Source organism: Arthrobacter sp. Soil736 (assembly GCF_001428005.1).
GTDB lineage: Bacteria > Actinomycetota > Actinomycetes > Actinomycetales > Micrococcaceae > Arthrobacter.
Map to the genome: position 1 here is coordinate 71,883 of NZ_LMSB01000008.1, position 13,758 is coordinate 85,640.

The 13,758-nt window shown below is 66.8% G+C and carries 8 protein-coding genes; 1 reads left to right on the top strand and 7 read right to left on the bottom strand.

The window, feature by feature from the left end; genetic code table 11:
• Positions 1–87 precede the first annotated feature (87 nt).
• From ASG92_RS06690 to ASG92_RS06715, 6 genes are all read right to left on the bottom strand, one after another.
• The gene (locus ASG92_RS06690) at positions 88–5,592 is read right to left on the bottom strand and encodes a peroxidase family protein (RefSeq protein ID WP_082579350.1); all 5,505 of its coding nucleotides are present in this window, start codon (positions 5,590–5,592) and stop codon (positions 88–90) included.
• Positions 5,593–5,831: 239 nt separating this feature from the next.
• Entirely contained in the window at positions 5,832–6,263 is a 432-nt protein-coding gene (locus ASG92_RS06695; protein WP_056626230.1) for a DUF779 domain-containing protein, read from the bottom strand.
• 15 nt (positions 6,264–6,278) lie between these two features.
• Complete coding sequence (gene adhP / locus ASG92_RS06700; protein ID WP_200951899.1) at positions 6,279–7,301, bottom strand: alcohol dehydrogenase AdhP; 1,023 nt, start codon at positions 7,299–7,301, stop codon at positions 6,279–6,281.
• Between the two features lie 108 nt (positions 7,302–7,409).
• A complete protein-coding gene (locus ASG92_RS06705; protein WP_056626233.1) occupies positions 7,410–8,933 on the bottom strand; it encodes an aldehyde dehydrogenase family protein in 1,524 nt (507 codons plus the stop codon).
• Positions 8,934–9,129: 196 nt separating this feature from the next.
• A complete protein-coding gene (locus tag ASG92_RS06710; protein WP_056626234.1) occupies positions 9,130–10,527 on the bottom strand; it encodes a GAF domain-containing protein in 1,398 nt (465 codons plus the stop codon).
• 207 nt (positions 10,528–10,734) lie between these two features.
• Complete coding sequence (locus ASG92_RS06715; RefSeq protein WP_056626235.1) at positions 10,735–11,121, bottom strand: VOC family protein; 387 nt, start codon at positions 11,119–11,121, stop codon at positions 10,735–10,737.
• Between the two features lie 87 nt (positions 11,122–11,208).
• Between ASG92_RS06715 and ASG92_RS06720 the strand changes: the two genes are divergently transcribed.
• Positions 11,209–12,153 carry a sigma-70 family RNA polymerase sigma factor gene (locus ASG92_RS06720; RefSeq protein ID WP_056626237.1) on the top strand — a complete coding sequence of 315 codons (945 nt, stop codon included), beginning with the start codon at positions 11,209–11,211 and terminating at the stop codon, positions 12,151–12,153.
• 72 nt (positions 12,154–12,225) lie between these two features.
• Here the strand turns inward: ASG92_RS06720 and ASG92_RS06725 are convergent, their stop codons facing one another.
• On the bottom strand, positions 12,226–13,659 hold the full coding sequence (locus ASG92_RS06725) for an FAD-dependent oxidoreductase (protein WP_056626239.1): 1,434 nt from the start codon (positions 13,657–13,659) through the stop codon (positions 12,226–12,228).
• Between the last annotated feature and the right edge of the window lie 99 nt (positions 13,660–13,758).

Here is a 13,758-nt window from a genome sequence, read left to right on the forward strand (position 1 = left end):
GTGGAGGGTCGGGCGTGGGGTCTTGGGAGGAACAGCTGGCGGCTCCTTGAGGGAGCCCCCCAGCCGGCCTACTGGATTACGGTGCCGCTATAAGGCCGTCCCCGTTGTGAACGTCCACGGTGGAGTGGAGATTTGGTTACCGGCCAGGTCGCGGACCGAAACGGCCATCGTATACGTGCGGTTGGCCAGCAGAGTCGCTGAGGGGTTCAGCGTCGCTGTCCTCGTCGTAGCGTTATAGCTAACCACCGCCGGGACCACGCTACCGCCCAGCCGCAGGACAACGGTCCCAGCTGTGGGCAGCCTAACCGGTTCGCTGAACCTGACCGTGATGTTCGCCGTCCGCCTGACATTTGTCGCGCGATTTGACGGAGTGGCCGCGACTACGGTTGGGGCCGGACCAGTGGTGAACTGCCACGGCGAGGGGGACATCGAGTTTCCAGCGGTGTCCCGGATCGATGAGAATGCCATGTTGTATGTACGGTCAGGCAGGAGGGTCGCGTTCGGATTGAGCGTCACCGTCCTCGTAGTGTTGTTGTACGTGACCGCTGCGGGGATGGGCGTCGGGCTGCCGTTGAGCCTGAGAACCACCGTTCCCGTAGTAAGGTTTGTCACTGCCTCACTGAAGGTCGCCGTGATGTTGGCCGCCTGGCTGACGGACGTGGCGCCTGAGGCAGGCGTCCTGGCCGTAATCGTCGGGGCCACAAACTCGGTCCGCGGCGTGATCAGCGGGGTACGGGCGGAGGGTGCACCCGTTCCTGCCGAGTTGATCGCCGCGACGTCGAAGGTGTAACCCGTTCCGTTGATCAGGCCGGTCAGCACGGTGTTCGTGACGTTCCCGACCGTTGTCTCACGGGTCGGAGTGGCGCTCGTCCCGACGAACGTGCGCACCCGGTACTGCGTGACGGCTGTGGCATTGGGGACTGCCGCGGGGGCCGTCCACCGAACCGTTACCTGCGCGTTGCCGGCCGTTGCCGTACCGATCGCCGGAGCAGCCGCGAAAACGGGAGCCGCCGGGGTCACCGGGTTGGACAGTGCCGAGAAAGCGCTGGTTCCGATGGCGTTCTCAGCTGCTATCTGGAACCGGTACGCCGTTCCGTTCGTCAGTCCGTCCACGACCAGGCTGGTCGTACCCGCATCTGCGATCCGGATGTCCCCGACCTGGGCGCTGGCCGCATCGACGACCCGCACCTGGAAGGCGGTGGCCGCTGCCCCTGCTGCCGGTGTGAAGTTGACCGTCACCTGGGTGTTGCCGGCAATCAGGGCGCCGAGGACGGGCGTGGCGGGAGTGACACTGTCAGAGAACACCAGGCGTTCGATGTTCCTCAGGGTGTCGGTACCGTCGATGCCGCCGCCGTTGTGGACCACAGTGGTCACGGAACCGGGTGAACCCAGTTCGCCGGTTCCTCCGGTGGTGGTCACCGTGTAGTTCGCCGCGACGTCAGAGAACACTGCCGTGTCCGTTCCGCCGCCGGCGGACAGGAGCTCGCGGACTGCCACAATGTTGCCGACGTCCACCGTGCCCGCGAAGACCGCTTCCTGGAGTGTCGGGCCGGTCAGCGCTCCTGCTGCGTCCCGCAGGTACTTCGCGGCCATGCTGGTGGCGCTGCCGATCTCGGCGCCGCTTGCATCCCGGACGCTCAGCCGGACGTTGAGGTAACGGTCGCCGTCGATGATGTCGTTGGCGCCGCGGCCTTCGAGAGTGTCACTGCCGCCGCCGCCGAGGATGATGTTGCCATCGCCCCAGACGTGCGTGCCGCTCAGGATCGGGCAGTCCTTTGAAGCCGATGCCGCCACCACGTCAGCCAACGGAGTCGGCAGTGTCGGGATCAGCTCGTTCAGGCCGGCAATCCGGTTGACGCCGTCCTGGTCAAGAACGCTGCAACCGATGAACCCTGCGCCGCCAACCTGGCTGGGAACAACGTCGTCACCGCGGAGCTTGTCGTCCAGCGGACCGCCTGACAGCGCCTCGACTTCGTTGTACCTGTCGCGGACGCCCACCTGGAGGATATCCAGCGGCAGGATGGGCAGATTGAGGTCCGCGTCCTGCGGCTGGGGATCCTGGAGGCCGATCTCCCAGTCGTAGCCGGAGGCTCCGGCAACCTTCTCAACGCCGGGACCTGCGAGGCCGATGTCGTCGCCGCCTTCCATGTCGTAGTCGTCGTCGCCGCCCTGGCCGAACAGGACGTCGTGGCCCGGCTTCTGGGAGTCGTCCAGGAAGAACAGGTTGCTGGAGTCACCGATCAGCAGGTCGGGCTGGTCACCGCCCTCTTGCCAGTCGTCTCCGCCGTCGCCGAACACCGCGTCCAGGCCCTGGCCGGCGATGATGAAGTCGTTGCCTTCACCGGCAAAGGTCTCGTTGGAATTGGCGCCGCCGTTCATGAAGTCCTGGCCGTCGCCGCCCATGAGGATGTCGAGCCCGGGGCCGCCGTCGATCGCGTCGTTGCCCGGACCGCCCTTGAGGACGTCGTCGCCGATGAGGTCGGTGATGATGTCGTTTCCTTCGCCGCCGAGCGGAACGTCCGCACCGGAGCCGCCCTCGATGACGTCATTGCCTTCGCCACCCCAGAAGGTGTCGTTGTCGTTGCCGCCACGGACCCGGTCTACCCCGGGAGTGCCGTTGAACACGCTCTGGCCGTTGATGCCGGAAGGATCAACAGTGTTGAACGAACGGTACTGGATGGTTCCGTCGGGCTGCCGGATCAGCAGCGCCGACTCGTTGCAGTCGGATGCAGGATCGTCGGCCACGGTGTTACCGGAGGTGGTGAAGCCGAGCTGGGTTCCGGCGAGGTTGCCCAGCTGGAACTTGCAGTCCGCGGTGGCGAAGGCATCAGCCTTCAGGGTGTGCACGTTCGTGTTCCGCATCATCATCTCGGCGAAGGAGTTGCCTTCGAGGGACGCCCGGAGGTTCATGCCGGGGGTGCGGGCCAGGTAGTACAGCCGGTCACCGTTCTGCAGGTCCGTGAGCTGGTTCTCAAAGACGTAGTTGAACGTCGAGCCGAGCAGTCCGCCGAACGGAGTGGTCATCTCCGCGAGGCCGCCCACCCAAAGGTCGATGTTGTCGACGCCCGTCTTCGAGTTGGCTCCGTCGTTGGCCCAGGCATCCGTGCTGTTCATGAATGCCGCTGCGTCGGCGGGTGCGACGTCGCCGGCAAGGGCGTCAGGGCTGACGAGCAGCCGTGCAGCCTCCCTCTTGTCCGCCAGGGTGGTGGCGTTCTTGATGGAGTCGTGCTGGCCGTATGCCGCCACGAAGTTGATGAGCGATGCCGGGTGCTTCATGTTTTCGCCGAAGTCCACCCAGCTCTTGTACGGCGTGAGTGCACCGTCGTTAGTGGAGGAGAACAGTTCACGCCGGAGGACGTTCAGCGTGGGGATACCTTCGGACCGTGCACGCGTCATGTTGATCGTGGCGAGGTCGAGCGGGAGGCCCAGCAGGTTGTTCCGCAGGGTGTCGGTGACGAACTCGTCGAGTTCGTTGCCGGCCTGGTCGGACATGCCCATGATGATGCTGCCGGCAGCCTGCTCGGACGTGAGCTGGCCTGCCGTACCGCCGTTGGTGTAGGCGGGCGGGTTCAGGAACCCGTTGAGCAGCGAGATGTCATTGCTCGTGCCGTCCTCGTTGGTCCGGGCAATCGTCTCAGTCAGCATGGAGTGGCCGAAGCGGTACACGGCGTGGGCGAACTCAGCCTTGACGGCGGGGTTGATGTCCGTCTGCGTGAAGGCAAACGGCTCGAACGGGTTGATGGCCGGCTGGATCTTGCGGGCAAACTCCTCGAAGACCAGGTGCTGGTATTCCATCTCGGTGATGAACCGGGCTGCCTGGAACAGGCGCTCGCCGTTCCAGCCGTCCGCACCCAGCGCCAGCTTCCATTCCGCCAGGGCGGCCCGGCCGGTGGCCGTGCCGGTGACTGCGCCCCCGTCCTTGGTGAGAATGTTCTTGATGTCACCGATGAGGCGGTCGTGCTCGGAGTGGAAGATCTGGTGGATGGCCGTCAGGCCGATGTTTTCGTTGACGCGTCCGTCACCTGCGACAAAGTGCATGTCCAGGATCTCGTCGTCGTACTGGTTAACACAGCCCGTCGGGAAGCCCGGCTGGACGCAAGGCACGAGGCCCGGCGTGACCACGGAATCCGGATCGGGAGTGAAACCCGGGTTCGGCACTGCGTTGTTCGCGATGTCCGTCAGGAACGGCGTGTCGAAGTGCTTGGCGTTTGCCGGAACGGCCACCGGGGCTGCCGTGTCGCCTTCGACCAGGCCGGTGTCCGTGACGTACTGCGGGAGGCCGCGCGCGGGTCCCGGGATGAACTTGCCGTAGGCGTCCGAGGCGATCATCGGAATATCAAGGGCATCCTTGTCCGTGAGCTGCAGGCCCAGCATCGTGGCGGCCTGTTCCTTGACCGTCGCCCAGGTGGCCATGCCGCCCGCAATGGGGCCGGCAGGTCCGCCGAGGAGCTTGCCGGTGGAGACAGGACGGCCGGCGGTGTTGTTGACGTACTCCCGCACGAAGACCTGGTGTGAGGGGTGGGACGTGTACGTCTGGCTCTGGTCCACCCAGGGCGAGTCGGTGTTGTTGGCGTCCTGGATGTCATCCGCGGTGCCGAACGCGCCGTCGGGGCCGGCCTGGTTCTTGCCCCTGGTCAGTACCATGAAGCGCAGGTTCGGGTTGAGGTCGTCCGCGTTGCCGAAGACGTGGTCCGGACCGGCCACCAGCGGGTCATCGGCCTTCAGCGGCACGAACACGGATCCGCCGCTCTTGACCGTCTGGTCCACGCCGTGGTCGAAGAACTGTCCGAAGAGCGTGAACAGCGAGTTGTAGGGTGGCGAGAGCCCGACGTCAGTGGTCACGTTCGGGATGAACAGGGTGTTGTGGGACGGCACGCATCCGGCCGGAACACCGGCAACGGGCGGGTCCACCGTTGTGTCGGGATCCGTGGTGCAGGGCACCACACCTTCGTTGCCCTGGGTCCTGACCGGGAAGCCGGCCGCCTGGATGGCGGCGGGGTTGGTGGAGGTCTGGTCAACGATCAAGTTGCTGATGGTGCGCGGCTGCGAGTCAAACACGTTGCCTGACTTCTGCGCGTAGCTGGTTTGCGTGGGAGGCCCAAAGAGGGATCCCGACTCCGCATCCCGGAAGGACTTGGAACCCAGGCGCGGGAAGGGCTGGTCAGCAGCGCCGAAGAACTCCTGGCCGGCCTGGAGGTTGTTGCAGCTGCCGTCAACAGTCCGCAGCCCGTAGGACAACAGAGGGCTGGCGAGCTGGTTGGGGCCGGTGCCGACCAGCGCCCCGCAAGGGCCGGTGGCTGAGGTGGTGTTGGCCACGTGGGCCTCGGCGATCTTGATCTGCTTCAGGATGAACGACAGATCCGACGGGGTGACGGTGAAACCTTCACCAACAACGGCGGCCGCCGCCGGGGCCCCCACCACGGGCAGCCCGACGGCGATCGGGAGCACCAGCGACGTTGCCGCTGCTATCAGCCGGAAGGGGGCGGAGGTCTTTCCTGGCCTGCCGAATCGGAGACCGCGATGTAAGGGTTTGCTGGCGCCGGCCGCAGATTTTTCCGCGGATCCGCCGTCCTTGCGCGCTAAAAGCTTCATGGGACACCTGCCGCTAGGAGGTATGTAACCGTGCCATCGTGCGTTGGCCTGCCCATGGAAACCTTGTGGATGCGCTCCATGCGTAGTTGTTCCCACTTGTCCTGATCCACCTAAATTGGGGGTTCCCAACCGGAGCCTTAAACTGCAAGGCCCGGACGGGGCCGCCGGATAGCGGCCCCGCCCGGGCTTTCAGGTAGCGGGACTTCAGAGCGTCACAAGCTACTCTCCGGTCCGGCCGGTCACACCGGCCAGTCCATGAGCGTCGATCGGATCAGGAAACGCTTTCCCTCCGGCGCTTCCACCGAGAAGCCGCTCCCCCTGCCCTGCACCACGTCCACGGTCAGGTGAGTGTGGCTCCAGTAGTTGAATTGCTCCCTGGACATCCAGAACTCCAGCGCCATGGGGCTTCCTGCCGTTCCGGGACGGGCCCCGCCGCCGTCGGAAATATCAAAGCGGCCCAGCAGGACGTCCGCGTCCCCGGTCAGGAACTCCCCGGCCGGGAAGCACATAGGCGAGGAGCCGTCGCAGCAGCCGCCGGACTGGTGGAACATGAGGGGACCGTGCTGCGTCCATAGTTTCCTGAGCAGCTGCACGGCCTCGGCAGTGAGCGCCACCCGGGAGAAGTCCTCTCCGGGCAGCGTCACCGCGGCGTCACGACCGGCTTCAGTCATCGCCGAATCCGCCCATCAGAACCTCAGCACCACGCGGCCGTCGATCTTGGCGTGCTTCATCTCATCGAAGACCGCGTTGACCTCGGACAGCCCGCGGACCGAAACCGTGGGGTGGATCTTGCCCTGCGCGTAGAAGTCCAGGGCCTCTTCCAGGTCCTGCCGGGTGCCCACGATGGAACCGCGGACGGTCAGGCCCTTGAGCACGATCTCAAAGATCGGCGCCGGGAAGTCGCCCGGCGGCAGGCCGTTGAAGACGATCGTTCCACCTCGGCGGGCCATGCCGATCGCCTGGCCGAACGCCGAGGGGTGGACTGCCGTGACCAGGACGCCATGGCAGCCGCCGGTTTCCCGCTGGATGACCTCGGCCGGATCTTCGTGCAGGGCATTGACGGTCAGCTCGGCGCCGTGCTGCTTGGCGAGGGCCAGCTTGTCGTCAGCGATGTCGACGGCCGCAACGCGCAGGCCCATGGCCACGGCGTACTGGACCGCGATGTGGCCCAGGCCGCCGATGCCGGAAATCGTGACCCACTGGCCAGGTTTGGTTTCGGTCATTTTCAGGCCCTTGTAGACCGTCACACCCGCGCACAGCACAGGGGCGACTTCCACCGGGTCCGAACCCGCCGGGATGCGGGCTGCGAAGCGGGTGTCCACCAGCATGTACTCGCCGAACGAGCCGTCCACGCTGTAGCCGGCGTTCTTCTGGGCCTCGCAGAGCGTCTCCCACCCGGTGCGGCAGTACTGGCAGTCGCCGCAGGCGGACCAGAGCCAGGCATTGCCCACCATGTCTCCGACGGCGAGGTCGGTGACGCCTTCTCCGAGGGCCACCACTTCGCCGACTCCTTCGTGGCCGGGGACAAACGGGGGTGAGGGCTTGACGGGCCAGTCGCCTTCGGCGGCGTGGAGGTCGGTGTGGCAGACGCCTGTGGTCAGTACCTTGACCAGCGCCTCACCGGGGCCGGGCGTTGGAACGGGGATGGTCAGGACTTGGAGGTCCTTGCCGAATTCGGTTACTACGGCTGCTTGCATTGTCGTCGTCATTGGCGAAATCCTTGCGTCGTTAGAGCGTTGGTTGAACTGGGTGTCGTGACGGGTGGTGCTGCCTTCCTGAGCAGTGGCCAGGGTGGCCGGCGCTGCGGCCTGGAAGATCTAGAAGAATCCGAGCTTGTTTTCGTTGTAGCTGACCAGGAGGTTCTTGGTCTGCTGGTAGTGATCCAGCATCATGGCGTGGTTTTCACGTCCGATGCCGGAGGACTTGTAGCCGCCGAACGCGGCGCCGGCCGGGTAGGCGTGGTAGTTGTTGACCCACACGCGGCCGGCCTGGATCTCGCGGCCGGCGCGGTAGGCGACGTTGCCGTTGCGGGACCAGACGCCGGCGCCGAGGCCGTAGAGGGTGTCGTTGGCGATGCCCATGGCGTCGTTGTAGTCGCTGAAGCGCGTCACGGACACCACCGGGCCGAAGATTTCCTCCTGGAAGATCCGCATCTTGTTGTGGCCTTCGAAGACGGTGGGCTGGACGTAGTAGCCGCCGGCCAGGTCCCCGGGCAGTTCGGCCCGGGCGCCGCCGGTGAGCACCTTGGCGCCCTCCTGCTTTCCGATGTCGATGTAGGAGAGGATCTTTTCCAGCTGGTCGTTGGAGGCCTGGGCGCCGACCTGGGTTTCGGTGTCCAGCGGGTTGCCCTGGATGATCTTCTCCACGCGGGCCACGGCGTCGGCCATGAACGAATCGTAAATGTCCTCCTGGATGAGGGCGCGGGACGGGCAGGTGCAGACCTCGCCCTGGTTGAAGGCGAACAGCGTGAAGCCTTCCTGTGCCTTGTCGTAGAAAGCGTCGTTGGACTCGGCGACGTCGTTGAAGAAGATGTTCGGGCTCTTGCCGCCGAGTTCAAGCGTGACCGGAATCAGGTTCTGGCTGGCGTACTGGCTGATCAGGCGGCCCGTGGTGGTCTCGCCGGTGAAGGCGATCTTGCGGATCCGCGGGCTGGAGGCCAGCGGCTTGCCCGCCTCGACGCCGAATCCGTTGACCACGTTGAGCACGCCGGCCGGCAGGAGGTCGCCGATGAGTTCCATCAGGACCAGGATGGAGGACGGCGTCTGCTCGGCGGGCTTGAGGACCACGGCGTTGCCCGCTGCGAGGGCCGGTGCCAGCTTCCAGACGGCCATCAGGATGGGGAAGTTCCAGGGGATGATCTGTCCAACCACGCCAAGGGGCTCGTGGTAGTGGTAGGCCGTGGTGTCGTCGTCGAGCTGCGAAAGGCGTCCCTCCTGGGCACGGACCGCGGATGCGAAGTAGCGGAAGTGGTCAGCCGCGAGCGGGATGTCGGCATTCAGCGTCTCGCGGATGGGCTTGCCGTTGTCCCACGATTCGGCGACGGCCAGCATTTCGAGGTTCTCGTCGATCCGGTCGGCAATCTTGTTCAGGATCGCCGCACGTTCGGCGACGGACGTCTTGCCCCAGGACGGCGCAATCTTGTGCGCCGCGTCCAGGGCCAGCTCGATGTCCTCGGCCGTGCCGCGGGCCACCTCGCAAAAGACCTTCCCGGTGACGGGCGTGATGTTTTCGAAGTACTGGCCCTTGACGGGGGCAACCCACTCGCCGCCGATCCAGTTCTCGTAGCGGTCCTTGAACGTGACCTTCGAACCCTCGGTACCGGGCTGTGCGTAAACGGTCATTGCTGGCTCCTTTGCTCTGCAACCTCGTGGCGATCCGCATGGTGATCGCCGTTGCACCCAGCGTAGGAGGGGGAAGGTTGCAGGCAGGTTGCAACCTGGGGCCACGCCTGCAGGGTTCCCTGGCCGAGCTTGCGAGGCCAGGGGGCAGGTGGGGAGGAGTCAGCTCACGTGGAAAGTTGCGCTCCCGATGTGCCGGTCAGGCGCTCAGTTCCGTTTCCAGCCGTTCAAGATCGGCGACGACGGCGGCGCGCTTGGGCGAGCGCGGCGGCAGGAGCTTCAGGGCGGCCAGCCGGACGCCGACGTCGTCCCTCGCCTCCGGCAGTTCCGCATACTTCAGCAGCGCCTCGGCGCTGCCGTCCGTCAGGACGGCCTCGCGCAGCAGCGCGGACACGCGGTCGCGCAGCTCCGCCACGCCCGGCGCCTCGGACCGAGGGAGCACGGCGCCGCGGTAGATCTCGAGGGCGATCCTGTGGGCGCCGCGCTGGAGGCAGTTCAGCACCTGGCCGCTGTCCGGCACGAGGTTCATGGTCAGCTTGTACGGGCGGGACTCCGGCACCGCCGAAGGGCTGAGCTGCTGGAGGACCCTGCGGAGGCGCACCATCTCGGCGCGCAGGGTAATGCTGGAGCCGTCGCCGGGATAGAGCAGCGTGCTGAGTTCCTCGGCGCTGAGGCCGTCCGGGTGGGTGCTCAGCAGGGCCAGGATTTCGCTGTGCCGTGCCGACAGCGCGACGGTCCGGCCCTCAAAGCTGAGCAGGGCCTGGTCCCGGCCCAGCAATTGCAGGCTGTTGCGGTACAGGCTGCCTTCCGGCGCAGAGCCGGACTTGGCAAGGGAACCGGGGCTCCGCCGTCGTGCCGGCGTCCGCGCCTGGGCGGCCGCCAGCTGGAGCCGTTCGACGCGCAGCTGCGCCTGCGCCGCGGCCACGGTGGCCTCCACGAGGGACAGCGTGTGGGGTGCCACGGCCGACTCCGTGCCGGTAATGTCCACGACGCCCAGCAGTGCACCCGAATCCGGGTCCTGGAACGGAACGGCCGTGCAGCTCCACGGGTGGACGGAACGTTTGTAGTGCTCGGCGCCGGAGATCTGGATGCCGCGGCCCAGGGCGAGCGCCGTTCCCGGAGCACTGGTTCCCACCTTGGCCTCGGACCAGTCCGCGCCCGGAACGAACATCATGCCCTCTGCGCGGCGCCGCATCACGGGGTCGCCTTCCACCCACAGCAGCCGGCCCATTTCATCGCCGACGGCAACCAGCAGGCCGCTGTCGTGGCTGGGCTGGATGAGGAGCTTTTGGATCACGGGCATGATGGTGGCGAGGGGGTGCTGGCGGCGGTATTCCTCCAGCTCTTCCCGGTCCATGGCCAGCGGCGCCTCGGGGACGTCCGGGTTGGCCTTCAGCTTCGCCGAGCGCTGCCAGGATTCCCGGATCAGGCGGCGGAGGCCGGGAATCTCCTGCGCCTGCGGAAAGGCGTGGACCTCGGGCATGGTGCCGCGGGCGTCCAGTTGCCCGTCCAGATATTCGTGGCCTGCCAGGGCGCGCCGCTGGGTCAGCTCCGCGGACTCGCCTCCGGGTGTTGCCGGCTGGATCAGGTTCTTCATCGAACTCCTGTGTGACACACTTGCTCGCGCCTGCCGCCGCCTTCTGGCGGGGCTGCCGCCGGGCGCGGCCCATCAAGGTGCGCGCGCTATGTCGGCCCAGTCTAACCTCGCGCGGACTCCCCCGTCACTCCCCGTCACTCCCCGGCGGAGGCCGCCCGGTCGCTCCGGGCGGGAACCGGGCGGAACACCGGGGCGGAGAAAGTGGCGCTACTGGGACGCTACCGGAGAGCTCAGGTCGACGAAGGTTCCGTCGGGGCAGCGGAGGTAGGACACGGTCTGGCCCCACGGCCTGGCGGAGGGTTCGAGCAAGGGTTCCGCTCCGGCGTCGACCGCCCGGCGGAAGTCCTCTTCCACCGTTTCGGTGAGCAGCGCGACCTCGAAGCCCATGTCCGTGGAGCGGCCCGCGCGGTGGCCCTGCGGGAGGTGGGACTGGCCGGCGTCGTACGACGCGAAGGCGAGCGTGGCCCCGCCGGTCTCCAATTCCCCGTAGTTCGTGCCGTAGCTGACCTTGGTTGCCAGCCCGAATGCCTTGTCGAAGAACGCCAGCGATTCCGCGACGTCGGATACGTAGATGATGGTTTTTGCGAATTCCATGGGAGGTCTCCTTGCCTGATGGGCGCTGTCACAGTTGCCGGTTGGGTTCCGTCAATACAATGACGGAACAAGGCGGAGGAATGTGACATGGACCAGAACGAGCTGCTCGCCCGGGGGTTCGAGGCGCACCGGGGACATCTGCGGTCGGTGGCCTACCGGATGCTGGGCTCGCTCAGCGAAGCGGACGACGCCGTCCAGGAGTCCTGGCTCCGGCTTAGCCGTGCGGACACGTCGGGCGTCGAGAACCTGCGCGGCTGGCTGACCACCGTGGTGGGCCGGGTGTGCCTGGACATGCTGCGGTCGCGGACGTCGCGCCGCGAGGACCCGCTCCCCGACGACGCGCCGCTCCTGCCCGGAAGTTCCGCAGGCCTGGCCCGGGGTGCCGCGGAACTGGCCGGGGACCGGGGCGGTTCGGGCGATCCCGAGCACCAGGCCGAGCTCGCCGACTCGGTGGGCCTGGCCCTGCTCGTGGTGCTGGAAACGCTGAGCCCCGCCGAACGGCTGGCGTTTGTCCTGCACGATTTGTTCGCCGTGCCGTTCGATGAGATCGCCGTCATTGCCGGCCACTCCCCCGCAGCGGTGCGGCAGCTCGCGAGCCGCGCGCGCCGCCGGGTCCAGGGCGCAGAGGTCCAGGGCTCAGCGGCGGTCCACGAATCTGCAGAGCCCGACGCCGGCCGGGCGCGTCAGCGGGCCGTCGTCGAGGCGTTCCTGGACGCCTCACGGAACGGAAACTTTGACGCCCTCCTCGCGCTGCTGGACCCCGACGCCGTGGTCCGGGTGGACGCCGCGGCCGCCGGTTTCGGCGCCGAGGGCGCGGACGGGGCGCAGGCGGTGGCGGTCACGTTCTCCGGCCGCGCGCAGGCCGCCGAACTGGCGCTCATCGACGGCGCCGCCGGCGCCGTGTGGGCCCCGGGCGGCCAGCCGCGCGTCGTGTTCGGCTTCACCCTGGAGGGCGGCAGGATCGCGCGGATCGATATCCTGGCGGATCCCGCCGTGCTCAGCGGGCTGGAGCTGGCGTTTGTGGACAGGTAAGAAGCGCGATCGAACAGTTGAGGCCCGCCGCTGCGGGCCTCAACTGTTCGTTCGCGCTGTTGTTGGTGGGTGCTAGCCGCGGGAGATCTCGATCATTTCCTCGCGCGGGACCACCTTGATGCGTTCACGGACGACGCCGTCGGACGCCCCGGACTCCGACCACGCCGCGCCGAGGGCTGCTTCGTGCGCGTTCAGCCTGTTCCAGCCTTCCCACGTGGTGTACTCGATGCCCCGTTCTTCCAGGAGATCGATGATAGCCTCCGGGTCGGGGTTCTTGGCGGGGGGCAGCGTCAGCCGGTCCTCAAGGAGGAAGCCGATGGTTTCCAGGGCATCGCCCTTGGTGTGCCCGATCAGGCCCACAGGTCCGCGCTTGATCCAGCCGGTCGCGTAGATGCCGGGAACGGGGTTGCCGTCGGCATCCAGGACGCGGCCGCCCTCGTTGGGGATGACGCCGCGCCTGGCGTCGTACTCCAGCTCGTCCAGCGCGGAGCCGTGGTAGCCGATGGCGCGGTACACGGCCTGCACCGGGTAGTCGATGAACTCCCCCGTGCCCTTGACGTTTCCGGTGCCGTCCAGCTGCATGCGCTCGAACTTGATGCCCGCCACCTTGCCGGACCCGGCGTCGTCGTAAATCTCTACCGGGCTGTGCAGGAAGTGCAGGTGCAGGCGGCGGGAGGACGGCTCCTCAGCCTCGGCGTGCTCCTCCACGAGCCAGTTGGTCATGGTGTTCACCATGGTCTTGGTCTGGTTGTTGCTGCGGATCGCGTCGTCGGAGGCCTCGTCGAACTCGAAGTCCTCGGGGTAGAGAACGATGTCCACGTCCTCGGCATGGCTGAGTTCACGCAGCTCCAGCGGCGTGAATTTCACCTGGGCCGGGCCGCGGCGTCCGAAGACGTGGACGTCCGTCACGGGCGAGTTCTTCAGGCCCTGGTAGACGTTGTCCGGAATTTCCGTGGCGAGCAGCTCGTCCGCGTGCTTCACCAGCATGCGGGCCACGTCCAGGGCCACGTTGCCGTTGCCGATCACGGCGATTTCCTTGGCGTCCAGCGGCCATTCGCGGGGCACGTCCGGGTGGCCGTCGTACCAGGACACGAAGTCGGCGCCGCCGAAAGAGCCTTCAAGTTCGACGCCCGGGATGTCCAGATCGGCATCCTTGATGGCCCCCGTGGAGAAGATCACGGCGTCGTAGAAGGCCCGGAAATCGTGCAGCTTCAGGTCACGGCCGTAGGTCACGTTGCCCAGAAAGCGGATGTCGCCGCGGTCCAGGACCTTGTGCAGGGCATTGACGATGCCCTTGATGCGCGGGTGGTCCGGGGCAACGCCGTAGCGGATCAGGCCGTACGGCGCAGGGTAGGCCTCGAAAAGGTCGATGCTGACCTCGAAGTCCCCGCCCTTGACCTCGTTGGACTTGGTCAGGATGTCCGCAGCATAGACACCGGCGGGTCCGGCGCCGACGATCGCGACGCGGAGCGGCCGTTTGGCGGCGGATTCAGCTGAGTTGGACACCGGGAGCCCTTCTGGAACGGGAGACTGCGCCCGATCAACAGGGCGCACAATGGTCAATTCTAATTGTCCGCGCCATTCCGCGGTGAACGCGTGACGCGG